Source organism: Rhodococcus sp. NPDC055112, from assembly GCF_053607505.1.
The window spans coordinates 1-21,463 of sequence record NZ_JBSGTR010000078.1 but is presented as its reverse complement, the minus strand read 5'-3'; the positions used below and the strand labels follow the sequence as shown (position 1 = coordinate 21,463).

Sequence of the window (21,463 nt, the reverse complement as noted above, 5' to 3'; positions counted from 1 at the left end):
GCCCCGACCAGAACTGGTCGGGGCGCCGTTGTGTGTTCAGTTGTTCAGCGGTTCGAGCGACTTGGACGTCGCGTCGGCGGTGCCGACTTACACGTCGTAGTACAGCTGGAATTCGTACGGGTGCGGCCGCAGGTTGACCGGGGCGATCTCCTGCTCGCGCTTGATCGAGATCCAGGTCTCGATCAGGTCGGTCGTGAACACGCCACCCTCGGTGAGGTACTCGTGATCGGCCTCGAGGCGGTCGATGACCGTCGCCAGGCTGGTGGGGGCCTGCGGGATGTTGCGGGCCTCCTCCGGCGGGAGCTCGTAGAGGTCCTTGTCGACCGGCGCCATCGGCTCGATCTTGTTCTTGATGCCGTCCAGGCCGGCCATCATCTGCGCGGCGAAGTTCAGGTACGGGTTACCCGAGGAGTCTGGCGCGCGGAACTCGAGGCGCTTGGCCTTCGGGTTGTTGCCGGTGATCGGGATACGCACGGCCGCGGAGCGGTTGCGCTGGCTGTACACCAGGTTGATGGGGGCTTCGTAGCCCGGCACCAGGCGGTGGTACGAGTTGATGGTCGGGTTGGTGAAGGCCAGCAGCGACGGCGCGTGGTGCAGGATGCCGCCGATGTAGTGGCGCGCCATGTCGGACAGGCCCGCGTAGCCGGACTCGTCGTGGAACAGCGGCTTGCCGTCCTTCCACAGCGACTGGTGCACGTGCATGCCCGAGCCGTTGTCGCCGAACAGCGGCTTCGGCATGAAGGTGGCCGACTTGCCGTGCTGCCAGGCGGTGTTCTTCACGATGTACTTGAACAGCTGCAGGTCATCCGCGGCCGCGAGCAGCGTGTTGAACTTGTAGTTGATCTCCTGCTGGCCGCCGGTGCCCACCTCGTGGTGGCCGCGCTCGAGCTCGAAGCCCGCGTTCTGCAGGTTGGTGGAGATCTCGTCGCGCAGGTCGACGTAGTGGTCGTACGGCGCGACGGGGAAGTAGCCACCCTTCGCGCGGACCTTGTAGCCGAGGTTCGGGCTGCCGTCGGCGTTGACCTCGTTGCCGGTGTTCCAGGAACCCGAGACGGAGTCGACCTCGTAGAAGGCGCCGTTCATGCCGGAGTCGTAGCGGACCGAGTCGAAGATGTAGAACTCGGCCTCGGCGCCGAAGAACGCGGTGTCCGCGATGCCGGTGCTGACCAAGTACTCCTCGGCCTTGCGCGCGACGTTGCGCGGGTCGCGGCTGTAGGACTCACGGGTGAACGGGTCGTGCACGAAGAAGTTGATGTTCAGCGTCTTGGCGGCGCGGAACGGGTCGATCTGAGCGGTGCTGACGTCGGGCAGGAGCATCATGTCCGACTCGTGGATCGACTGGAAGCCGCGGACGGAAGAACCGTCGAACGCGAGTCCGTCCTCGAAGACGTCCTTGTTGAACGCGGACGCGGGGATCGAGAAGTGCTGCTGAACGCCCGGCAGGTCGCTGAACCGGATGTCGACGTACTCGATCTTTTCGTCGGCTATGTAGTTGATGACCTCTTCGGCCGTGGTGAACGCCACGCGTGTGCTCCTTCAGTTGGTGCCTGCCGATTGTGCATTCCGGCGGCTTGCGTCGAGACAGACGGTATGGACCTGGTGTTGCCCAGCAATCAAGGTTGTGTTTCGCCAGTGTTACACGTCTCGGGAAACGGTATATCTCACACCCTCCCCGGGGCATCGTGATCGACCCGCCACGCTGGGCCTATCCTGGGATACATGGCGCGAAGCACTGGATCCTGGCTCTCCGGCCCCTCGGCCGCCCTTCCCAAGGGGGAGGACGGCACCGAGAACCTCTACAAGGGCGAGCGGCTCGGATTGCCGGAGTCGGGCCCCGGCTCGCTGGTCGGTACCGGCCGACGTCTCGCGGCCTTCATGATCGACTGGTTGATGGGCGGCGGAGTCGCGCTGCTGATCCTCGGCGGGGACGCGCTCGACGGCAGGCTCGGCAGCATCATCCTGATGGTCTGGTTCGCCGTCGGCGTGGTCACGGTGTCGCTGTTCTCCTTCACCCCCGGTCAGTACTGCGTGGGATTGCAGGTGGCCCGGGTCGACGCACCGGTGCCCGTCGGCATCGTGCGGGCGCTGGCCCGCCAGGTGTTGCTCGTGTTCGTCGTCCCCGCGCTGATCACCGATCTCGACGGCCGCGGCATGCACGACCGCGCCACCGGCACCGCGCTGGTTCGCACGCGCTAGTCGCCCCGCACCCGAACGCGAAGTGCCCTCGACGTGATTCACGTCGAGGGCACTTCGGTTGTGAGGGGAAGGGTCAGCGCCTGCGCATCGTGCGCTGGACGCCCTTCATCTTGGCGCCGCCGGGCAGCGGGCCCTTCGGCATGGCCGGGCCGCCGCGGGCGCCGAGCGCCGCCAGCCGCGCCTCGATCGAGTCCATCCGCTTGGTGTCGATGTTCTTCGGCAGCTTCGCGAGGTACTTCTGCAGCTGCGACAACGGCACCTGGCCCTCGTCGTTGCCGATGATGATGTCGTAGATCGGGGTGTCGCCGACGAGCCGCGCGGTCTTCTTCTTCTCCTGCGCGAGAAGGGACTTGACCCGCTGCGGCGAACCCTCGGCGACCAGGATGACGCCCGGCCTGCCGATCACCCGGTGCACGGCGTCGAGCTGGGTGGTGCCCGCGATCGCGTTGGACACCCGCCAGCCGCCCTGCAGGTTGTCCAGTGCCCAGGCGCCTGCGCCTGCCTGGCCCTCGGCCTTGCCGTACACGGTCTTCTGCACGCGCCTGCCGAAGATGATGAACGCGGCGAGCACGCCGAGCAGGATGCCGATCGGCAGCAGGAACCACTGGATTCCGAAGATGAGGCCGACCAGGAAGAACAGCACGGCGAGCCCGACGACGGCACCGATCATCAGCGGCAGCAGCAGCTTGTCTTCCTTGCGCTGCATCTGGAACGCCTGCCAGAGCTGGCTCCTGCGCTCCTTCGATGCCTGCTTACGGGCCGCTTTCGCCGCAGCCTTCGCCTCTTTGGTGGGCTTGCCCTTGCCGTTCGCCATACGTCACAGGATACGTCCCTGGCCGGAGGCCAATCGCACCCGAGTGGTGGTCGGGCTCAGGCGCGGGCGAGCCGCTCCATCAGCGAGCTGGCTTCCTGCGAGGCGCTGCCCCCGTCGGCGAGATGTGCCTGGCCCTCGGGCAGCTCGCGGCCGTGATGCGCCATCGCCTGTGCGTAGAGGCGACCGGCCCGGTAGGAGGAGCGGACCAGGGGTCCGGCCATCACGCCCGCGAAGCCGAGTTCGGTGGCGAACTCGGAGTGCTCGACGAACTCCTCCGGCTTGACCCACCGCTCGACGGGATGATGCCGCGGCGAGGGACGCAGATACTGGGTGATGGTGATGATGTCGCAGCCGGCCTCGTGCAGGTCGACCAGCGCCTGACGGATCTCCTCGGGCGTTTCGCCCATGCCGAGGATCAGGTTCGACTTGGTGACGAGTCCGAAGTCGCGGGCGGCGGTGATGACGCCGAGCGAGCGCTCGTACCGGAACGCGGGCCGGATGCGCTTGAAGATCCGCGGCACGGTCTCGACGTTGTGCGCGAGGACCTCAGGCCGCGACTCGAACACCTCGGCCAGCAGATCCGGCTTGCCGTTGAAGTCGGGGATCAGGTTCTCGACGCCGGTGCCGGGATTGAGGGCGTGGATCTGACGGACCGTCTCGGCGTACAGCCAGGAGCCGCCGTCCTCGAGGTCGTCGCGGGCGACGCCGGTGATCGTGGAGTACCGCAGACCCATCGCCTGCACCGACTCGGCGACACGGCGGGGCTCGTCGCGGTCGAGCGCGTCCGGCTTGCCGGTGTCGATCTGGCAGAAATCGCATCGGCGGGTGCACTGTTCACCGCCGATGAGGAAGGTGGCCTCGCGGTCCTCCCAGCACTCGTAGATGTTGGGGCAGCCCGCTTCCTCGCAGACCGTGTGCAGACCCTCCCGCTTGACCAGGCCCTTGAGCTCGGAGTACTCCGGGCCCATCTTCGCTCGGGTCTTGATCCAGTTGGGTTTGCGTTCGATGGGGGTCTCCGCGTTTCGGATCTCGATACGGAGCAGCTTGCGTCCTTCTGGGGCCACAGTCACGGCTCCGATGCTACGCCCGGCGCGAGGACGTCGATCGACCGGGAGACGGCAGGCGATGGGCGTCAGGCGAACCGGTGCGTGGTGAAGCGGGTCGGCGCGGCCGCGGCCGCCTCGTCGAAGGTGATGCGCTCGATGTCGTGCTCGGTGACCCGGAGCTCGCCGTCGAGCGCGGCCGCGACCGCGGCGACGACCGCCGGGGTGATCTCGGCGACGGTCACCGTCCGCCCGAGTTCGCGCGAGAGCGAGGTGACGCCCGCGTCGGCGATGCCGCACGGGATGATCTCGTCGAAGGCCCCGAGGTCCGCGTCGCAGTTGATCGCGAAGCCGTGCATGGCGACCCCGCGCTGCATCCGCACGCCGATCGCGGCGATCTTGCGCTCGGGCAGCCAGGTCCCGCCGGTCAGCGAGGCGGGCAGCCACACCCCGGAGCGGCCCTCGACGCGTCCGCATCCGATGCCGAGGTCGGTGCAGACGGAGATCAGTGCCTCCTCGATCCGCCGGACGTAGTTCACGACGTCGACCGGCACGGCGAGCTTGACGATCGGGTAGCCGACCAACTGTCCGGGCCCGTGCCAGGTGATCTTGCCGCCGCGGTCCACGTCGATCACCGGGATGCCGTCGGTGGGCCGGTCCTCCGGGGCGGTGCGACGCCCGGCGGTGTAGACGGACGGATGCTCGAGCAGCAGCAGGGTGTCACGCCCGCTGTCCGCGGCCCGATCGGCGACGAGCTCGCGCTGCAGCTCCCATGCCGCCAGGTAGTCGAGGGTGCCGAGGCTCCTCACCTCGAGGGGATCCGTGCTGAACCGAACCGAGGAAGTGGTGCCCATGCGGCACACGTTACGCCGGACTCGTCGTCCGGCTCGGCGCGGCCGCGGCCGAGGGCGGTCAGTCCGACAGCGCGGCGTCGATGGCCTCGCCGATGGTGTTGTGGTGGAAGGTGAATCCGGCGCTCTCCAGCGCCGCGGGCAGGACCCGCTGCCCGGTCAGCGCGACCTCGTCGGCGATCTCGCCCACGACGGCGCGCACCGCGAATCCGGGCACCACCCACGGTGTCGGGCGGTGCAGGGCGCGGCCCAGCTCGGTGGTGAACGACGCGTTGGTCGCGGGCGACGGCCCGACGAGGTTCACCGGGCCGCTCAGCGTCTCGGTGCGTAGCGCGAACGCGATGGCGTCGAGCTCGTCCTCGAGGGAGATCCAGGACAGGTACTGCCGCCCGGTGCCGAGCCGGCCGCCGAGCCCGAGCCGGAACAGCGGACGCAGGCGGCCGAGCAGCCCGCCCCGCGGTGAGATCACCGCCGCGCTCCGCAGCAGCACGGTGCGCACCCCGGCCTCCCGGGCGGGCACCGTCGCCGCCTCCCAGTCCCGACACAGGTCGGCCAGGAATCCGGTGCCCTGCGCCGCGGTCTCGTCGACGACCCGCTCGCCGGTGTCGCCGTAGTAGCCGACGGCGCTGGCGTTGAGCAGCGTCGGCACCCCGGCATCGGCGACCGCCCGCGAGATCACGTCGGTGGAGGTGATCCGGCTGTCCCGCAGCGTCTGCTTGAACGCGCCGTTCCACCGGGTGTCACCGAAGTTGGTGCCGCACAGATTCACCACCGCGTCCGCGCCGGCGAGGGCGCGCTCGTCCAGCTCGGCGCGCTCGGGCACCCACCGGAACTCGTCAGGCCCCGCGGCAGGCCGGCGCACCAGCCGACGGATCTCGTGGCCGTCCGCCCGCAGCGAAGCCACAAGGGATGACCCGATCAAGCCGGACGAGCCGGCGATTGTCACTCGCATCGTGCTGCCTCCTGACGCCGACGGGGGCACCATCGGTGATCCGATGGCGCCCCCGACGGGCGTGTCCGTGCTGCCGATCTACTGGCCGAGCGGTAGAGCTAGAGTCCCAGGTCCGCCTCGAACGACGCTTCCTCGAGACGCTGCTTGATCGTGGTGAGGAACCGACCCGCGTCGGCGCCGTCGATCAGGCGGTGATCGTAGGTGAGCGGCAGGTAGCACATCGACCGGACGCCGATGGACTCGTTGCCGTTCTCGTCGGTGATCACCATCGGGCGCTTGACGATCGCGCCCGTGCCGAGCATGGCGGCCTGCGGCGGCACCAGGATCGGGGTGTCGAACAGGGCGCCCTGGCTGCCGATGTTGGTCACCGTGAAGGTGCCACCGGCCAGCTCGTCCGGCTTGAGGCCGCCGGAGCGGGCGCGCTTGGCGATGTCCGCGATCGCCCGGGCCAGGCCAGCCAGCGACAGGTCGCCCGCGTTGTGGATCACCGGGGAGAGCAGGCCCTGCTCGGTGTCCACGGCGATGCCGAGGTGCTCGGCCGCGTGGTAGGTGATCTCCTTGGCGTCCTCGTTGTAGCTGGCGTTGACGTTCGGGTGTGCCCCGAGCGCCTCGACGACGGCCTTCGCGAAGAACGGCAGGAAGGTCAGGTTCACGCCCTCGCGCTCGGCGAACCCGGCCTTGGCCTGGGCCCGCAGGGCGACGATCTTGGTGACGTCGACCTCGAAGGTCTGGGTCAGCTGCGCGGTGGTCTGCAGCGACTCCCGGGTCTTGACCGCGGTGATCTGGCGGATCCGGTTGACCTTCTGGGTGGTGCCGCGCAGGTGCGCGAGCTCGGGCCGGACACCCGCGGCAGGTGCGGCCGGGGCCGCGGCAGCGGGGGCAGCGGTCGTCGAGGCTGCGGCCGGGGCCTTCGCCTCGGCTGCGGCCAGCACGTCCTGCTTGCGGATCCGTCCACCGACGCCGGTGCCGGCGACCGTCGACAGGTCGACGTTGTTGTCCGTGGCCAGCTTTCGGACCAGGGGGGTCACGTACGGGCTGCCGTCACCGGACGGTGCGGCCGCCGGAGCCGGCGCTGCCGGAGCGGGTGCCGGTGCCGGGGGTGCCGGGGGTGCGACCGGAGGAGCCGGGGGGGTCGGGGGTGCGACCGGAGGAGCCGGGGGTGCCGGGGGAGCCGGCGGCGCGGCAGGCGCGGCGGCGGGGGCGCCCGAACCGATGACGGCGAGCTGGCCGCCGACGGGGACGGTGTCGTCCTCCTGGGCGCTGATCTCGAGCAGCGTGCCCGCGACGGGCGAGGGGATCTCGGTGTCGACCTTGTCGGTCGAGACCTCGAGCAGAGGCTCGTCGACGGCGACCGAATCGCCGACTGCCTTGAGCCAGCGGGTGACGGTGCCCTCGGTCACGGATTCGCCGAGTTCCGGCATGGTGATCGGGGTTCCGGACGCCGCGGCGGGGGCCGGGGCGGCGGGTGCCGGGGCAGCGGGTGCCTCTGCGGCGGGCGCCGGCGCTGCGGCCGGTGCGGGTGCGGGTGCGGCGGCGGGCTCCGGGGCGGCTGCGGGCGCGGCGGCTTCTCCTGCCGCGCCGATCACGGCGAGCTCTCCGCCGATCTCGACGGTCTCATCCTCGTGCGCGACGATCTTGGTCAGCACGCCTGCCACCGGGGAAGGGATCTCGGTGTCGACCTTGTCAGTGGAGACCTCGAGCAAGGGCTCGTCGACTTCGACCGTATCTCCTTCCTGCTTGAGCCACCTCGTGACAGTCCCCTCGGTAACGCTCTCACCAAGAGCTGGCATCTGGACGGAGAAGGCCATGCTTTTGACTCCTCGACAGTTGTGTTCGGGTTGTTGAGTTTTGCCGACTTGTGGTCGAAATCCATTGTGCGTGTCGTACTGGGTCCACGGGGCGTGTTGCGAACCGTGAACCTCGCGGCCCCATCCTGTCATTGATCGGATTCGCCCGTCCTATGAGGGCCTGGTCACATGTTCCACATTCAGTTCTCAGCAAGCGCTGGCAAACTTGAAACTGGTCAGAACGGGCGGTCGCGCCACGGCGGGAGGAGGTAGGACGTGGGTCTTTTCAGCAGGCTCTCGAGGGGACGGGCGGGTTCCGGCAGGCACGGCACGCGCGGACCCGACGCCCAGTACCTGGCGAACTGGGTGCACACGCACACCGGGGTCGAGGCCTACGTGGAGCCGCAGACCACCGTCACGCCGGTCACGGTCGTGCTGGTCGCGAACGACGGGGAATGGACGCGCCGCCCGGTCGGCGGGGTGCACGGAGCCCGCCGCCTCGGTGAGGATCTGCACATTCCCGTGTACGACGTCCACAAGACCGGGTATCCGCAGCGAATGCGCGACTACGACGCCCGGCAGAAGATCCTCCGCAACCGCGCCCGCGAGGCGTAGCGGCTGCGCCGCCCGTGCGTCTTTCCGGCCCCGCCGCGGGCCGGAAAGACGCACCGGGTGTCAGCCCTGCTGGTCGATGTCCTCGAGCACGCTGATCATGGTTCGCACCGGGACCCCGGTTCCGCCCTTGCCGGTGAAGCCGAACGGCCCGCCGGTGTTGTAGGCCGGGCCTGCCACGTCGATGTGCGCCCACTGCACGCCCTCGGCGACGAATTCCTTGAGGTAGATGGCGGCGGCGAGCATGCCGCCCCAGCGGTGGTTGGTGACGTTGGCCAGGTCGGCGACCTTCGAGTTGAGGTCCGCGCGCAGCTCACCGGGCAGCGGCATCGCCCAGGCGTTCTCGCCGATCTGCTGCGAGATGTTCGCGACGCGGTCACGGAACTCGTCGGTGCCCATCACACCGGGCGTGCGGTTGCCGAGCGCCACCATCTGCGCCCCGGTCAGGGTGGCGGTGTCGATCAGGTAGTCGGGCTTCTCCTCGCAGGCACGCACGATCGCGTCGGCCAGGATCAGCCGTCCCTCGGCGTCGGTGTTGATGACCTCGACCGTGGTGCCGCCGTACTGGGTGAGCACGTCACCGGGGCGCTGCGCGGTGCTGGACGGCATGTTCTCGGCCATCGGCACCCAGGCGTCGACGCCGACCTTCAGGCCGAGCTTTGCTGCCAGCACGACCGTCGCGACGACCGCCGCGGCGCCGCCCATGTCGGAGGTCATGTTCTCCATGCCCGCGGCAGGCTTGATCGAGATGCCGCCGGTGTCGAAGGTGATGCCCTTGCCGACCAGGGCAACGGACTTGCCGCCGGACCCCTTGTGGGTGAGCCGGACCAGGCGCGGCTGACGGGAGGAGCCCTTGCCGACGCCGAGGATGCCGCCGAAGCCGCCCTTCTCGAGCGCCTTCTCGTCGAGGATCTCGACGTCGAGCCCGGCCGCTTTGCCGAGCGCCTCGGCGCGGGCGGCGAACTCCTCCGGGAAGAGGTGGCTCGGTGGGGTGTTCACGAACTCACGCGCGGTGGCGACGGCCTCGGCGATCGCGGCGGACCGGGCGAGGGTGCTCTCGGACTCCTGGTCGCCGGGCTCCTCGACGAGCAGCTCCACGCGTGCGAGCGGCTTGCCGTTGTCCTTCGGCGCCGACTTGGCCGACTTGAACCGGGTGAAGGTGTATGCGCCGAGGTAGAAGCCCTCCGCGGCCGCGCCGAGGTCGAGGGCGGACAGCGTGGTGGCCGCGACGGCCGTCCCGGCCAGTGCGCGGGCCGCGACGCCCGCGCACTCGCGGATCCGCTGGGCGTCGACGTCGTCGGGGTCGCCGAGCCCCACCGCGAGGATGCTGGCGACGCCCGAGCCCGCGGGTGCCGGTATCCGGGTCAACTCCTCGGACTTGCCGGTGGCCCCGACCGCGACCAGCCCGGCCAGCACCGCCTCTGCGGTCGCGTCGTCGAGCGCGTCGCCGACCGAGGCCTCCGGGCCCTCGGCGCCCTTGGTGAGGCCGATGACGAGGACCTCCACCGACTCGGCGACGGATCCGGCCAGCGCGAGCTCGGGGCCGAGGGGTGCGGTGGGGGGCTTGGCGGCACTCACTTCGATCTCCTGATCTGTTGGTGAACAACTGCGGGCCAACTCTAGTGCGGGGGCAACGCCCGAGTCGGCTAGCGTGTTCGCCCATGAGCGACGCTGAACTCTTGCAGGGCCCCCTCCGCGCGGTGCACGCCGAACTGGGCGCCACCTTCGCCCCGTTCGGCGGCTGGGAGATGCCGGTTTCCTATGCGGGTGTGGTGGCCGAGCACACCGCGGTCCGCGAGACCGTCGGCGTCTTCGACGTCAGCCACCTGGGCAAGGCGCTCGTCGTCGGACCCGGCGCGGCGGAGTTCGTGAACGCCTCTCTGACCAACGATCTGGGCAAGATCGGGCCCGGCCAGGCGCAGTACACCCTTTGCGCCACGGAGACGGGCGGCGTCACCGACGACCTGATCGCCTACTACGTCAGCGACGAGGAGGTCTTCCTCGTCCCCAACGCGGCCAACACCGCTGCCGTCGTCGCCGAGCTGGCTGCCAAGGCGCCCGCAGGGATCACGGTGACCGACCAGCACCGCGAGTTCGGTGTGCTCGCCGTGCAGGGGCCGAAGTCCGCGGATATCCTTGCCGCGCTGGGGCTTCCGTCCGACATGGAGTACATGTCGTACGCCGACGCCACCTTCGGGGGAGTCACCGTCCGGGTCTGCCGCACCGGGTACACCGGCGAGCGCGGCTACGAGCTGCTGCCCGCGTGGGACGACTGCGAGAAGGTGTTCCGCGCACTCGTCGCCGAGGTCCGTGCCGCGGGCGGCGAGGTCGCCGGGCTCGGTGCCCGCGACACCCTGCGCACCGAGGCGGGCTACCCGCTGCACGGTCACGAACTGTCGACGGAGATCTCGCCGCTGCAGGCGCGCTGCGGCTGGGCGATCGGGTGGAAGAAGCCGGAGTTCTGGGGTCGCGCCGCGCTGGTTGCCGAGAAGGAGGCGGGACCGGCCCGCAAGATGTGGGGCATCAAGGCGCTCGACCGCGGCGTGCTGCGCCAGGGTCAGACCGTCATGCGTGACGGCGCCCCGATCGGGGAGACCACCTCGGGCACCTTCTCGCCGACCCTCAAGGTCGGGATCGCGCTGGCGCTCATCGATACCGATTCGGGTGTCGGAGCGGGGGATCAGATCGAGGTCGACGTGCGCGGCAGGGCGTTGCGCTGCGAGGTCGTCAACCCGCCGTTCGTCCCCGTCCACACCAAGTAACCGCCCTCACCCGGTTCGATAGGATTCCCGCCATGACTGGTGTTCTCGACTTCACGCGCATCCCGCACCCCTCGCCCGCCACCGCCGCGGAGCGCGAACGGGTGCTGGCTGCTCCCGGGTTCGGGAAGTACTTCACCGATCACATGGTGACGATCGACTACACCGAGGGACGTGGGTGGCACAGCGCGACCGTGCAGCCGTACGCCCCGCTCCAGCTGGACCCGGCGGCCATGGTGCTGCACTACGGCCAGGCGATCTTCGAGGGGCTCAAGGCCTACCGCCAGCAGGACGGGTCCATCGCCTCGTTCCGGGTGACCGCGAACGCGGACCGGTTGCGTGCCTCGGCCCGCCGCATCGCGATGCCCGAGCTGCCCGACGACCTGTTCCTGGCCTCGATCACGGAGCTGCTCGCGGTGGACCGGGACTGGGTGCCGGCCCCGGGCGGCGAGGACTCGCTGTACATGCGCCCGTTCATGATCTCGACCGAGGTCGGGCTCGGGGTGCGTCCGTCCACCGAGTACCGGTACCTGCTGATCGCCTCGCCTGCCAGCGCCTACTTCCCGCGCGGGGTGAAGCCGGTGAGCGTGTGGCTGTCCACCGAGTACGTGCGTGCGGCTCCCGGCGGCACCGGAGCGGCCAAGTTCGCTGGCAACTACGCGGCCTCGCTGGTCGCGCAGGCGCAGGCCGCCGACGAGGGCTGCGACCAGGTGGTGTGGCTCGACGCGAAGGAGCGCTGCTACGTCGAGGAGATGGGCGGGATGAACCTGTTCTTCGTCTTCGGGTCCGGCTCGTCCGCCCGGCTGGTGACCCCGGAGCTGTCCGGTGCGCTGCTGCCCGGCATCACCCGCGACTCGCTGCTGACGCTGGCCACCGATGCGGGGTTCGCGGTCGAGGAGCGCAAGATCAGCACGGACGAGTGGCGCGAGAAGGCCGCCTCCGGCGAGATCACCGAGGTGTTCGCCTGCGGCACGGCCGCGGTGATCACCCCGGTCGGCACGGTCAAGTCGGCCGCGGGTGAGTTCACCATCGGCGACGGTGAGTCGGGCGAGGTCACGATGGCCCTGCGTGACACCCTCACCGGGATCCAGCGCGGCACCTTCGCGGACACCCACGGCTGGATGTCCACGCTGGCCTGAGGTCGCGCCGCGCCTTGTGAGGCTCGGGCACCGGGTGTACACCTGGAGCCATGGGCGTCGCACGTCAGATCGGCTCGCTGCGCCGCGTGTTTCCCACGGCCCGTCGCAACAGGTCGGACGCATTCCGCTGGCTCGGCAGGCGACCGCAGCTGCTCGCGGCGATCGCCGTGCACGAGGTCGCCCTGGTGACCAGCGGGAAGGTCGACATGCGGCTCAAGGCGCTGGGTGAGATCAAGGCGGCCGCGCTGACCAATTGCGAGTACTGCCTCGACATCGGATCGGCGTTCGCCCGCGACCTCGGCCTGTCCGACGCGCAGCTGCGCGCCCTCTCGGCCTTCCGTGACAGCGACGAGTTCGACGACACCGAGAAGCTGGTCCTCGAGCTGGCCGAGGCGATCAGCCGCACGCCTGCCCACATCGGCGACGATCTGCGCGCGCGGCTCCTCGACAGGTTCAGCAGGACACAGCTCACGGAGCTCGCCGCGGCGATCGCATGGGAGAACCATCGTGGCCGGCTGAACCAGGCCCTCGGAATCCGGCCGTCTGGCTTCTCCGACGGCGCGTTCTGCGTCGTTCCCGAGAAGTAGCGCCCGAGCCCGACCCCGTCCGCGAACACCGTCTCCTGCCACCCGGAATCGTTCAGCTCGCGGGCGCCAGGCGCCGGGCGAGCATCCGCCCGACCCTGTGCAGCGGCGCCGGATCCTGTTGCGCCCTGGCGAGAACGAGCGCGCCCTCGAGCGCGGAGAGCGTCAGGACCGCCTCGTCGGCGGCCTCCTCGGGCGCCCAGCCGTCCGCCTCGAGCCGAGCGGCGAGCAGGGACAGCCAGGAGTCGTAGCCGTCGGCGCAGGACGCCCTGATGACGGGTGATTCGGTGGCGGCGTCGAGGGTGGCGGTGGCCAGCGCGCAGCCGCGCTCGTAGTCGGAGTCCACCAGCCGCGCCGCCAGCGCCGCGGCGAAGGCGGCCACCGCCGTTCCTGAGTCGGGCGAGCTGTCCAGGAGGTGCGAGATGAAGGCGGCCATCGTCGAACCCCGGTGTCGCAGAGCGACTCCTGCGAGCTCCTCCTTGCCGCCTGGGAAATGGAAGTACAGCGACCCCTTGGTCGTGCCGCTCTCCGACAGCACCTCGGCCATTCCGGTGCCGGTGTAACCGCGGCGCTGCAGCAGATCTGCGGCCGCCTCGACGAGCTGATCGCGCGTAGACATGGCATCACTGTACCAGTCGGTACTCATCAGATTCAGTCCCTACATGGGCATATGTGATGGACTATTGACACACTAGACCGATCGGTACAGGATTCGGCGCACTGCGGTGCACCGGGTGCCGCCGAATCGGAAGGTGGTTGGCATGAGCGAGACGATCGGACCGGCGGTGCTCGGTCCCGACGAGGATCCGGCAGGCACCCTCGCGTCCTCGGGGGTGCGAATCATGGTGCGCGACAATCAGACCGACGGCGGCTTCGCCCTCGTCGAGCATCGGGTCCCGCCAAGGCGGCTGACCTCGCCGGTGCACCGGCACGCCAGGGAGGACGAGTACACGGTGGTGCAGTCGGGGCGGGTCGCCGCACTTCTCGGTGACCGGGTGGTCTACGCCGAGGCGGGCGCGATGATCTTCAAGCCGAGGGGGCAGTGGCACGCGGTGTGGAACCCCGACGACCGTGAGGCGCGATTCCTCGAGATCATCACACCCGGTGGCCTCGAGGGCCTGTTCGAGCAGGTTCCTGAGCTGCCAGCCGACGGCAGCCTTCCCGATACGTCCGCACTCACCGAGCGTTTCGGCATCGAATTCGACCTGGTCGCAACCGCGGAGCTGGTGCGCACCCAGGGGGTGAGCTTCGGCCCACATTCCGGATAGCGGTCACGTCGGGCGTGAGGGGCGTCGGGTTCGTGCTCAGCCGCCGAGCATGAACCCGATGGCAACCATCGTCACCGACACCTCGAGCGCCGCGCCGAGCACGTCCCCGGTGAGGCCGCCGAACCGGCGGGCGCAGTGCCGGGTCAGCAGCGCCGTCGCGGCCAGCGCCGCGAGCACCACGACCGGTCCCTGCCACCAGCGGCCGGGCACAGCGAACACGGCCGCCGCGGTCACCGTCAGCGACCACAGCGCGCACGACCACCGGCCCTGGCTGTCGGCGACCAGCGCACCGAACCCGGTCGGGCCCGCCGCGGGGACCCCGCGCCTGCAGGCGAGGACGACCGCCACCCGGCCCGCCGCCACCGCGACACCGATCGCGATCCACTGCCCGGACTGGGCCAGCGAGCCGAACGAGAGTGCCTGTGCGCCGATGCAGACGATGAGGGCGACGACCCCGAAGGGGCCGATGCCGCCGCCGCGCATCACCTCGAGGGCACGCTCGGGCGGGCCGTAACAGCCGAGCCCGTCGACGGTGTCCGCCAGTCCGTCGACGTGCATGCCGCGGGTGAGCAGCGCCAGCGCCGCCACCGTGACCAGCCCGGCCAGGGCCGGATCGAGCGAGGCCGCGAGCAGCAACCAGAGGGCGCCGGCGCAGACGGCACCGAGCAGCAGCCCGACCACCGGGGTCGCGGCGATGGCCCGTCGGCCCGCGGTCCTGTCGATCGTCTGCGCGTCGGGATCGTGGCGGGCGGGCAGCACCGTCAGCCAGGACAGCGCGAGCCGGATCCCGCCGAGCGCGTTGGTCACCGTCAGTGCGCCTCGGCCCCGGTCTCGTCGTCGGCCTCGGAATCGGTTGTCTGCTCACCGGATTCGGTGCTCACGCCCGCGTCGGCGAACGTCGCCATGTCGGCGAGGGCGGCGACCGCGGACTGCAGCACGGGCAGCGCCACCAGCGCGCCGGACCCCTCGCCGAGCCGCATGCCCAGTTCGAGGATCGGGTCGAGCCGCAGGTGCTTGAGCGCGATCGTGTGCGCGGGCTCGGTGGAGCGGTGCCCGGCGACCCACCACTCGCGGGCGCCGGGAGCCAGGTCCTCCGCGACCATGGCGGCGGCCGTCACCACGACGCCGTCGAGGATGACGGGGGTCCGGCGCAGCGCGGCCTGGGCGAGGAACCCGGCCATCGCCGCCAGGTCCGCGCCCGCACCAACGCGCAGCAGCGCCACCGGGTCGGCGGTGACGGGCCGGACCCGGCGCATCGCGTCGCGGATGGCGGCGGTCTTGCGGATCCAGCCTGCGTCGTCGACGCCGGTGCCGCGACCGACCGCGGCGACCGGTTCGGTGTTGGTCAGCGCGGCGATCAGCACCGTCGCGGGGGTGGTGTTGCCGATGCCCATGTCGCCCGCGATGAGCAGGTCGACGCCGCTGTCGATCTCCTCGTCGGCGATGGCGCGCCCCGCCGCGATGGCCCGCAGCGTCTCCGATTCGCTGAGCGCGTCCTCGCGGTCGATGGAGCCGCTCGAGCGCCGGACCTTGTGCGTGGAGACGGTGGGGTCGGTGTCGGTCGCGACGGCGATGTCGACCACCCGGACCCCCGCCCCGGTGGTGGCGGCGAGCGCGTTCACGGCCGCGCCGCCCGCCTGGAAGTTGGCCACCATCTGCGCGGTCACCTCGGCGGGGTACGCGGACACGCCGTGCGCGGTCACGCCGTGGTCGCCCGCGAAGACGACGACCCGGGGGCGAGCGAACACCCGGGGCGGGCACTGGCCCTGGCAGGCCGCGGCCCATCCGCCGAGCGCCTCGAGCCGGCCGAGCGAGCCCGCGGGCTTGGTCAGCTGCTGCTGGCGGGCGTCGGCCTCGGCCGCGACGGCCGGGTCCGGGGGCGTGACGGCCTCGAAGGCCGCCTCGGATGGGATGCCCGATTCGGTTGTCACAGTTGACCTCTCACTTCAGCGCGGTACCGCTTGAACGTGTCACTTGAAATAGGCGTCACTTGAGTCTGGTGGCCAGCCCGGCTACCACGAGAAGCACCTCGTCGCAGACCTGGGCCATCCTCGCGTTGAGGGAGCCGATCTCGTCTCGGAACAGTCGACCGGACCGGGTCTCGGGGATCACGCCGAGGCCCACCTCCGGGCTGACCAGGACGAGTCTGCCGCGATGGTCCGCGACGGCGTCGACCAGGTCGTCGATGCGCGGGGCGAGGGTGCCTCGCGGGAGCTCCCAGGCCTGCGCCGCGTCCATCTCCGCGGTCAGCCAGGTGCCGAGATCGTCGACCATGGTCGGGGCGGCGTCGGCGCGCAGCAGCTCGGCGAGCCCGGCGCCGGTCGCGCTCTCGACGGTGGTCCACTCGCGCGGTCGGCGGCTGCGATGCGCCTCGATCCGCTCCTCCCAGTCGGCATCGGCGGCGTCGAGGCGGGCGGTGGCGATGTAGCGGACGGCGGTCGGCGCGGATCCGTCCATCAGGGCCTCGGCGAGACCGGACTTGCCGGATCGTGCCCCGCCGAGCACGAGGGTGCGTAGCGGCGGCTGTGGGGCGGGGGACGGCACGAACTAGACGGTACCAACGGCAGGGGCGCGGTCGCCGAACCGTCGGCGGTAGTCGGCTGGAGCCAGCCCGACCTGCCGGTGGAAGTGGTGGCGCAAGAGCGCGCCGGACCCGAATCCGCAGCGGCTCGCGATCTCCTCGAGCCCGTAGCCGGTCTCCTCGAGGAGCTGCTGGGCCAGCAACACCCGTTGCGTCGTCAGCCATTTGACCGGGGTGGTCCCGGTCTCGGCCGCGAACTTCCGCGCGAAGGTGCGGGTCGACATCGTCGACCGTGCGGCCAGGCTCTCGATGCTGTGGGCGGCGTCGAGGTGTTCGCTCATCCATCGCAGGGTGTCGGTGATGCTGTCGTCTGCGCAGTCGACCACGGCCCGTTCGATGAACTGGCGCTGTCCGCCGTCCCGTTGCGGCGGTACGACCATGCGCCGCGCGATGGTGTTCGCGACCGCGCTACCGAGTTCGCGCCGGACCAGGTGCAGGCAGGCGTCGATCCCGGCGGCGGTGCCCGCGCTGGTGATGAGGTCGCCCTCGTCGACGAAGAGGACGTCCGGGTCGACGGTGGTGGTGGGAAAGGCGCGGGCGAGCTCGTCCGCGTGAACCCAGTGGGTGGTGCACTTGCGTCCGTCGAGCAGTCCCGCGGCCCCGGCCAGGAACGCGCCCGAGCAGACCGTGAGCACGGTGGCGCCCGAGGCCGCGGCCTCCCGCAACGCCGCGACGACGGCGGGCGGAAAGTCGGTGCGGATCGCGGAGGCCGGAATCGCGATCAGGTCCGCCCCGCGCAGCCCGTCGAGTCCGTGCTCGGGGGTGATGGAGATGCCGGGGGTGACGGACGTCAGCGGCACGCCTGCCTCCGGACCACAGACCCGGAAGTCGAAGGCGGGCAGGCCGACCGACGTGCGGTCGACGCCGAACACCTCGCAGACCACGCCGAACTCGAACATGGCGGCATGGTCGACGAGGAGCACCGCGACCGAGGACAACATGAGCACAGTATATGGCGCGATATTGACGAACTATGTCATTGCTGCCACTGTTGGCGGCAAATCTATGGCCGCAAAATTGCAGCCATGACCACATTCATAGCGCTCGTCCTGCTGATGATCGCGCTACAGGGAGTCTTCGTGGCGGTCGCCCGCCGTGGCCGGGACCGGGAGCCTGCCGGCATCCGGCGGTACCAGTTCAACCACTTTCGGCCCGACCCCGCCTCGGGTTCGGTGAACGTCGTCGATCGCGACGCCGAACGGATGTTCGCCGACCTCCAGGCCGTGCGGCACCGGGCGCCGCACAGCTGAGGGGTGCCTACTAGACGGCGTCGCCGGGGGAGACCCGGGGCTGCGGCGCCCGCATCTTCCGGATCTGAGAGGCCCGGACGAACGCGTACCAGCCCAGCTTCAGGCCGCCGTCCATGGTGTCGGGGAACCTCTCACGGACCTGCCGATTGATGGTGCGGCCCATGATGTACCCCTCGGCCAGCATGAACAACATCAGCACCAACATGCCCAGCGTCACGATCGACTGGATCGCGGGGCTCAGGAACATCGCCATGATCAGCAGCAGCGCCAGCGGCATGAACAGCCCGACCAGGTGCCTGCGGGAGTCGACGAGGTCGCGGACGTAGGCGCGCACGGGGCCCTTGTCGCGCGGCAGCAGGTACTTGTCCTCACCCGCGAGCATCCGGGCGCGTCGATCGGCTGCGGTCGCCCGGCGCTCCGCGGAGGCCTGCTTGCGCTCCTCCTTGCTGCCCTGGGTCTGCTTGCGGCGAGCCCGCGCTTCCTTTGCGGTCAGCGGCGCGGGTGCGACCGGGCCGCGTCGCTTGCTCTCGGCCTCGCGGCGCTTCGGGGTCGGCCTGCCCTTGCCCTCGGTCTCGGACGGGGAGGTCAGTTCGACCGCGGTCGACTCGACGACCTCATGGTCGCCGTTGTCGGGGGTGTCGGAGTTTCCTCGGCGCAGCAGCTTCACCCCTTCAGGTTACTTGCCGTGCGCGTGCATCGATTCGCACCCGTCCCGTCGGGATGGACACGGGGTCACCCCGCGCCGCGCTGCCGGGCGGCGCCGCCGGTCCTACACTCGGCCGATGCGAGTGCTGATCGCGCCGGATTCGTTCGGGGACACCCTCACAGCGGTACAGGCCGCCGCGGCGATGGCGGCAGGCTGGTCCGCGGGCAGACCCGACGACGAGCTGGCCCTGGCGCCGCAGTCGGACGGCGGGCCCGGGTTCGTCGACGTGCTCGCGGCCCGGATCGGCGAGCCGATCGGCGTGACCGTCGACGGCCCGCTCGATGAGCCCGTGCGGGCCCGCTGGCTGGCCGCGGGGGACACCGCCTACCTCGAATCGGCACAGGCGTGCGGACTTGCGTTGCTCGGCGGGCCGCCGGATCCGCGCACCGCGGTCGCCGCGCACAGCCGTGGCGTCGGGCAGCTGATCGCCGCGGCCGTGGACGCGGGCGCAACCACGGTGGTGGTCGGGCTCGGCGGCAGCGGCTGCACCGACGGCGGCAGGGGACTGGTCGAGGTGCTCGGCGGCGGGACCGACCGCGCGGCCGTCGCGTCCGCGCGGGAGCGGCTGGCGGGGATCCGGCTGATCGCCGCCACCGACGTGCGGAACCCGCTGCTCGGTGAGCACGGCGCCGCCGCGGTGTTCGGGCCGCAGAAGGGTGCGGACGCCGCGGCCGTCGAGCTGCTGGAGCGACGCAACGCCGAGTGGTCGAGGGTGCTGGAGTCGGCCGCAGGGAGGCGGGTGGCCGACGACGAGGGGGCCGGCGCGGCGGGCGGGATCGGGGCGTCGTTGCTGGCGCTCGGCGCGACGCGGGAATCGGGTGCCGCGGTCGTCGCGACCCACACCGGGCAGGAGTCGCTGCTGGCGTCCGCCGACCTGGTGCTCACCGGGGAGGGGAGGTTCGACCACCAGTCGCTGCGGGGCAAGGTGGTGATCGCCCTCGCCGAGGCGGCGGCGGGGCACGGGGTGCCGACCGTGGTGATCGCGGGTCAGGTGCAGCTCGAGGCGGGCGCGTCCGCGGGCGCAGGCCTGCGCGCGGTGCACTCGGTGGCGGACCACGCCGGCTCGGTGCGCCTGGCGATGTCCGATGCGGCTGGTCAGCTGCGCGCACTCACCGAGAAGGTGGCCTGGCAGTGGCCGCAGGAGGGGTGATGGCACGGCCGCCGGTGGCGCGGTAGGGGCGCGGCGCGGCACACTGGAGTCGGTCCGACCCGGAACAATGTCGACGGCGCCGTCATCGTCGTCGGCCCCGTCAGGAATACTGCACGGCAGAGTACCGTTGAAGCGTTCACGGGTTTGGTACGAGCGAACAGGGAGAGCCCATGACTGTGCAGAACGAGACGACAGCCCCCGTCGAGACGGAGGCGCACAAGGTCACCATGACCGACGCCGCCGCGTCGAAGGCCAAGGCGCTGCTCGACCAGGAAGGTCGCGACGACCTCGCGCTGCGCATCGCCGTGCAGCCGGGCGGCTGCGCCGGACTGCGTTACCAGCTCTTCTTCGACGACCGGAACCTCGACGGTGACCTGGTCGTCGACTTCGGTGGCGTCAGCCTCGCGGTCGATCGGATGAGCGCGCCGTACGTCGAGGGCGCCTCGATCGACTTCGTCGACACCATCGAGAAGCAGGGCTTCACGATCGACAACCCGAACGCCACCGGCTCCTGCGCCTGTGGAGACTCGTTCAACTGATCCGACCCCGCGACGTCCGCGTCGCGTGAGTCCGTCGACACCTCTGACGCGGTGCCCCACGTGGGCCCGCGTCAGAGTCGTATCCGGGGGTACCCGCCGGGGTGCTCTGGTCGCCGCGGCGGCGACGTGCCGGGTACCGTGGCAGTTTTGCGGCACATTAGTGCCGCGGCCGACGAACTGGCCGCGGTATCGACGAACTACTGAGAGGTCTCTGCGCGTGACAATTGCGGTCACCGGCTCCATCGCCACCGATCATCTGATGCGGTTCCCCGGGCGCTTCGCCGACCAGCTCCTCGCCGACCAGCTCAGCCACATCTCGCTGAGCTTCCTGGTCGACGACCTGGTGGTGCGTCGCGGCGGCGTCGGCGGCAACATCGCGTACGCCATGGGCGTGCTCGGTGGCACCCCGCTGCTCGTCGGCGCGGTCGGTGCCGACTTCGCCGAATATCGCACCTGGCTCGAGTCCGCCGGCGTCGACTGCGACTCCGTGCACGTCTCCGAGACCGCTCACACCGCGCGCTTCGTGTGCACCACCGACGAGGACATGGCGCAGATCGCGTCGTTCTACCCCGGCGCGATGAGCGAGGCAAGGGAGATCTCCCTCGACGGCATTGGCGATGGCGTCGAGCTCGTCCTGATCGGCGCGAACGACCCCGCGGCGATGATCCGGCACACCGAGCAGTGCCGCGAGCTGGGGCTGCCGTTCGCGGCCGACCCCTCGCAGCAGCTCGCCCGGCTGTCCGGCGCGGAGGCGAAGGAACTGATCGGCGGCGCGAAGTACCTGTTCACGAACGAGTACGAGTGGGGCCTGCTGCTGCAGAAGACCGAGCTCACCGAGACCGAGGTCGCGGAGCAGGTGGGACTGCGGGTGACCACGCTCGGCGCCAAGGGCGTCGAGATGGTGGACCGTGAGGGCAACTGGGTCCGCGTCGGCGTCGTGCCCGAGAAGGCAAAGGTGGATCCGACCGGTGTCGGCGACGCCTTCCGCGCCGGATTCCTGGTCGGACAGAGCGCGGGCCTCGGCCTCGAGCGGTCCGCTCAGCTCGGCTCGCTGGTGGCGGTGCTGGTGCTCGAGACCGTCGGCACCCAGGAATGGACCCTCGACCGCGACGAGGCCGTCAAGCGCCTGGCCGAGGCCTACGGCCCCGACGCCGCGGACGAGATCGGCGCCCTGCTGAAGTAAGGCGGCTACGCCGCCTGTGCGCGGTTGACGAGTCCTGAGACTCGTCAAC

The 21,463-nt window shown here is 70.6% G+C and carries 23 protein-coding genes; 10 read left to right on the top strand and 13 right to left on the bottom strand.

What is annotated here, in order from left to right; genetic code table 11:
* Positions 1–87 precede the first annotated feature (87 nt).
* A complete protein-coding gene (gene glnA / locus ACWFRB_RS24150; protein ID WP_077041973.1) occupies positions 88–1,524 on the bottom strand; it encodes a type I glutamate--ammonia ligase in 1,437 nt (478 codons plus the stop codon).
* Between the two features lie 195 nt (positions 1,525–1,719).
* Between glnA and ACWFRB_RS24145 the strand changes: the two genes are divergently transcribed.
* Positions 1,720–2,196 carry an RDD family protein gene (locus ACWFRB_RS24145; protein WP_452643769.1) on the top strand — a complete coding sequence of 159 codons (477 nt, stop codon included), beginning with the start codon at positions 1,720–1,722 and terminating at the stop codon, positions 2,194–2,196.
* Between the two features lie 73 nt (positions 2,197–2,269).
* Here ACWFRB_RS24145 and ACWFRB_RS24140 read toward each other — a convergent pair whose 3' ends face one another.
* The 5 genes from ACWFRB_RS24140 to sucB form a co-directional block, all read right to left on the bottom strand.
* On the bottom strand, positions 2,270–3,010 hold the full coding sequence (locus ACWFRB_RS24140; protein WP_452643768.1) for a DUF4191 domain-containing protein: 741 nt from the start codon (positions 3,008–3,010) through the stop codon (positions 2,270–2,272).
* A gap of 56 nt (positions 3,011–3,066) precedes the next feature.
* On the bottom strand, positions 3,067–4,080 hold the full coding sequence (gene lipA / locus ACWFRB_RS24135; RefSeq protein ID WP_452643767.1) for a lipoyl synthase: 1,014 nt from the start codon (positions 4,078–4,080) through the stop codon (positions 3,067–3,069).
* 62 nt (positions 4,081–4,142) lie between these two features.
* The gene (lipB, locus tag ACWFRB_RS24130; protein ID WP_452643766.1) at positions 4,143–4,907 is read right to left on the bottom strand and encodes a lipoyl(octanoyl) transferase LipB; all 765 of its coding nucleotides are present in this window, start codon (positions 4,905–4,907) and stop codon (positions 4,143–4,145) included.
* Between the two features lie 58 nt (positions 4,908–4,965).
* Positions 4,966–5,856 carry a TIGR01777 family oxidoreductase gene (locus tag ACWFRB_RS24125; protein ID WP_452643765.1) on the bottom strand — a complete coding sequence of 297 codons (891 nt, stop codon included), beginning with the start codon at positions 5,854–5,856 and terminating at the stop codon, positions 4,966–4,968.
* Positions 5,857–5,954: 98 nt separating this feature from the next.
* Positions 5,955–7,664, bottom strand: coding sequence for a 2-oxoglutarate dehydrogenase, E2 component, dihydrolipoamide succinyltransferase (gene sucB, locus ACWFRB_RS24120; protein ID WP_452643764.1), 1,710 nt, complete (start codon positions 7,662–7,664; stop codon positions 5,955–5,957).
* 255 nt (positions 7,665–7,919) lie between these two features.
* On the opposite strand from sucB, the gene ACWFRB_RS24115 reads away from it, so the two are divergent.
* Positions 7,920–8,258, top strand: coding sequence for an oxidoreductase (locus ACWFRB_RS24115; protein WP_392980433.1), 339 nt, complete (start codon positions 7,920–7,922; stop codon positions 8,256–8,258).
* 60 nt (positions 8,259–8,318) lie between these two features.
* Here ACWFRB_RS24115 and ACWFRB_RS24110 read toward each other — a convergent pair whose 3' ends face one another.
* Complete coding sequence (locus tag ACWFRB_RS24110) at positions 8,319–9,833, bottom strand: leucyl aminopeptidase (RefSeq protein WP_452643763.1); 1,515 nt, start codon at positions 9,831–9,833, stop codon at positions 8,319–8,321.
* A gap of 83 nt (positions 9,834–9,916) precedes the next feature.
* On the opposite strand from ACWFRB_RS24110, the gene gcvT reads away from it, so the two are divergent.
* The 3 genes from gcvT to ACWFRB_RS24095 are packed head-to-tail and all read left to right on the top strand — an operon-like array spanning position 9,917 to position 12,740.
* Positions 9,917–11,017 (top strand): glycine cleavage system aminomethyltransferase GcvT, encoded by a 1,101-nt coding sequence (gcvT, locus tag ACWFRB_RS24105; protein ID WP_452643762.1) that lies wholly within the window; start codon positions 9,917–9,919, stop codon positions 11,015–11,017.
* A gap of 32 nt (positions 11,018–11,049) precedes the next feature.
* Positions 11,050–12,153 (top strand): branched-chain amino acid aminotransferase, encoded by a 1,104-nt coding sequence (locus ACWFRB_RS24100; RefSeq protein WP_452643761.1) that lies wholly within the window; start codon positions 11,050–11,052, stop codon positions 12,151–12,153.
* A gap of 50 nt (positions 12,154–12,203) precedes the next feature.
* Positions 12,204–12,740 (top strand): carboxymuconolactone decarboxylase family protein, encoded by a 537-nt coding sequence (locus ACWFRB_RS24095; RefSeq protein WP_452643760.1) that lies wholly within the window; start codon positions 12,204–12,206, stop codon positions 12,738–12,740.
* Between the two features lie 52 nt (positions 12,741–12,792).
* On the opposite strand, the gene ACWFRB_RS24090 is transcribed toward ACWFRB_RS24095, so the two are convergent.
* On the bottom strand, positions 12,793–13,356 hold the full coding sequence (locus ACWFRB_RS24090) for a TetR/AcrR family transcriptional regulator (RefSeq protein ID WP_452643759.1): 564 nt from the start codon (positions 13,354–13,356) through the stop codon (positions 12,793–12,795).
* A 142-nt stretch (positions 13,357–13,498) separates the two neighbouring features.
* Between ACWFRB_RS24090 and ACWFRB_RS24085 the strand changes: the two genes are divergently transcribed.
* Positions 13,499–14,005, top strand: coding sequence for a cupin domain-containing protein (locus tag ACWFRB_RS24085; RefSeq protein ID WP_452643758.1), 507 nt, complete (start codon positions 13,499–13,501; stop codon positions 14,003–14,005).
* A 36-nt stretch (positions 14,006–14,041) separates the two neighbouring features.
* Here the strand turns inward: ACWFRB_RS24085 and ACWFRB_RS24080 are convergent, their stop codons facing one another.
* Genes ACWFRB_RS24080 through ACWFRB_RS24065 form a run of 4 tightly spaced genes read right to left on the bottom strand, consistent with a single transcriptional unit; the run spans position 14,042 to position 17,527 of the window.
* On the bottom strand, positions 14,042–14,812 hold the full coding sequence (locus ACWFRB_RS24080; RefSeq protein ID WP_452643757.1) for an adenosylcobinamide-GDP ribazoletransferase: 771 nt from the start codon (positions 14,810–14,812) through the stop codon (positions 14,042–14,044).
* 2 nt (positions 14,813–14,814) lie between these two features.
* Positions 14,815–15,936 (bottom strand): nicotinate-nucleotide--dimethylbenzimidazole phosphoribosyltransferase, encoded by a 1,122-nt coding sequence (cobT, locus tag ACWFRB_RS24075; RefSeq protein WP_452643756.1) that lies wholly within the window; start codon positions 15,934–15,936, stop codon positions 14,815–14,817.
* A 55-nt stretch (positions 15,937–15,991) separates the two neighbouring features.
* Complete coding sequence (locus ACWFRB_RS24070; protein WP_452643755.1) at positions 15,992–16,549, bottom strand: bifunctional adenosylcobinamide kinase/adenosylcobinamide-phosphate guanylyltransferase; 558 nt, start codon at positions 16,547–16,549, stop codon at positions 15,992–15,994.
* Positions 16,550–16,552: 3 nt separating this feature from the next.
* On the bottom strand, positions 16,553–17,527 hold the full coding sequence (locus ACWFRB_RS24065; protein ID WP_452643754.1) for a GlxA family transcriptional regulator: 975 nt from the start codon (positions 17,525–17,527) through the stop codon (positions 16,553–16,555).
* Positions 17,528–17,611: 84 nt separating this feature from the next.
* On the opposite strand from ACWFRB_RS24065, the gene ACWFRB_RS24060 reads away from it, so the two are divergent.
* Positions 17,612–17,836, top strand: a complete 225-nt coding sequence (locus ACWFRB_RS24060) for a hypothetical protein (protein ID WP_452643753.1) — start codon at positions 17,612–17,614, stop codon at positions 17,834–17,836.
* A 10-nt stretch (positions 17,837–17,846) separates the two neighbouring features.
* Here the strand turns inward: ACWFRB_RS24060 and ACWFRB_RS24055 are convergent, their stop codons facing one another.
* Positions 17,847–18,503 carry a DUF3043 domain-containing protein gene (locus ACWFRB_RS24055; RefSeq protein ID WP_452643752.1) on the bottom strand — a complete coding sequence of 219 codons (657 nt, stop codon included), beginning with the start codon at positions 18,501–18,503 and terminating at the stop codon, positions 17,847–17,849.
* 115 nt (positions 18,504–18,618) lie between these two features.
* Between ACWFRB_RS24055 and ACWFRB_RS24050 the strand changes: the two genes are divergently transcribed.
* The 3 genes from ACWFRB_RS24050 (at position 18,619) to ACWFRB_RS24040 (ending at position 21,414) form a co-directional block, all read left to right on the top strand.
* Entirely contained in the window at positions 18,619–19,692 is a 1,074-nt protein-coding gene (locus ACWFRB_RS24050; protein ID WP_452643751.1) for a glycerate kinase family protein, read from the top strand.
* A gap of 170 nt (positions 19,693–19,862) precedes the next feature.
* Entirely contained in the window at positions 19,863–20,231 is a 369-nt protein-coding gene (locus tag ACWFRB_RS24045) for a HesB/IscA family protein (protein WP_027500065.1), read from the top strand.
* Between the two features lie 217 nt (positions 20,232–20,448).
* On the top strand, positions 20,449–21,414 hold the full coding sequence (locus ACWFRB_RS24040) for a carbohydrate kinase family protein (RefSeq protein ID WP_452643750.1): 966 nt from the start codon (positions 20,449–20,451) through the stop codon (positions 21,412–21,414).
* Positions 21,415–21,463 lie beyond the last annotated feature (49 nt).

Bases quoted from the DNA above. Each gene is read 5' to 3' on its own strand.
- ACWFRB_RS24145 (WP_452643769.1), top strand. From the start codon at position 1,720: ATGGCGCGAAGCACTGGATCCTGGCTCTCCGGCCCCTCGGCCGCCCTT.
- ACWFRB_RS24140 (WP_452643768.1), bottom strand. From the start codon at position 3,010: ATGGCGAACGGCAAGGGCAAGCCCACCAAAGAGGCGAAGGCTGCGGCG.
- lipB (WP_452643766.1), bottom strand. From the start codon at position 4,907: ATGGGCACCACTTCCTCGGTTCGGTTCAGCACGGATCCCCTCGAGGTG.
- ACWFRB_RS24125 (WP_452643765.1), bottom strand. From the start codon at position 5,856: ATGCGAGTGACAATCGCCGGCTCGTCCGGCTTGATCGGGTCATCCCTT.
- sucB (WP_452643764.1), bottom strand. From the start codon at position 7,664: ATGGCCTTCTCCGTCCAGATGCCAGCTCTTGGTGAGAGCGTTACCGAG.
- gcvT (WP_452643762.1), top strand. From the start codon at position 9,917: ATGAGCGACGCTGAACTCTTGCAGGGCCCCCTCCGCGCGGTGCACGCC.
- ACWFRB_RS24100 (WP_452643761.1), top strand. From the start codon at position 11,050: ATGACTGGTGTTCTCGACTTCACGCGCATCCCGCACCCCTCGCCCGCC.
- ACWFRB_RS24095 (WP_452643760.1), top strand. From the start codon at position 12,204: ATGGGCGTCGCACGTCAGATCGGCTCGCTGCGCCGCGTGTTTCCCACG.
- ACWFRB_RS24090 (WP_452643759.1), bottom strand. From the start codon at position 13,356: ATGTCTACGCGCGATCAGCTCGTCGAGGCGGCCGCAGATCTGCTGCAG.
- ACWFRB_RS24085 (WP_452643758.1), top strand. From the start codon at position 13,499: ATGAGCGAGACGATCGGACCGGCGGTGCTCGGTCCCGACGAGGATCCG.
- ACWFRB_RS24065 (WP_452643754.1), bottom strand. From the start codon at position 17,527: ATGTTGTCCTCGGTCGCGGTGCTCCTCGTCGACCATGCCGCCATGTTC.
- ACWFRB_RS24060 (WP_452643753.1), top strand. From the start codon at position 17,612: ATGACCACATTCATAGCGCTCGTCCTGCTGATGATCGCGCTACAGGGA.
- ACWFRB_RS24050 (WP_452643751.1), top strand. From the start codon at position 18,619: ATGCGAGTGCTGATCGCGCCGGATTCGTTCGGGGACACCCTCACAGCG.
- ACWFRB_RS24045 (WP_027500065.1), top strand. From the start codon at position 19,863: ATGACTGTGCAGAACGAGACGACAGCCCCCGTCGAGACGGAGGCGCAC.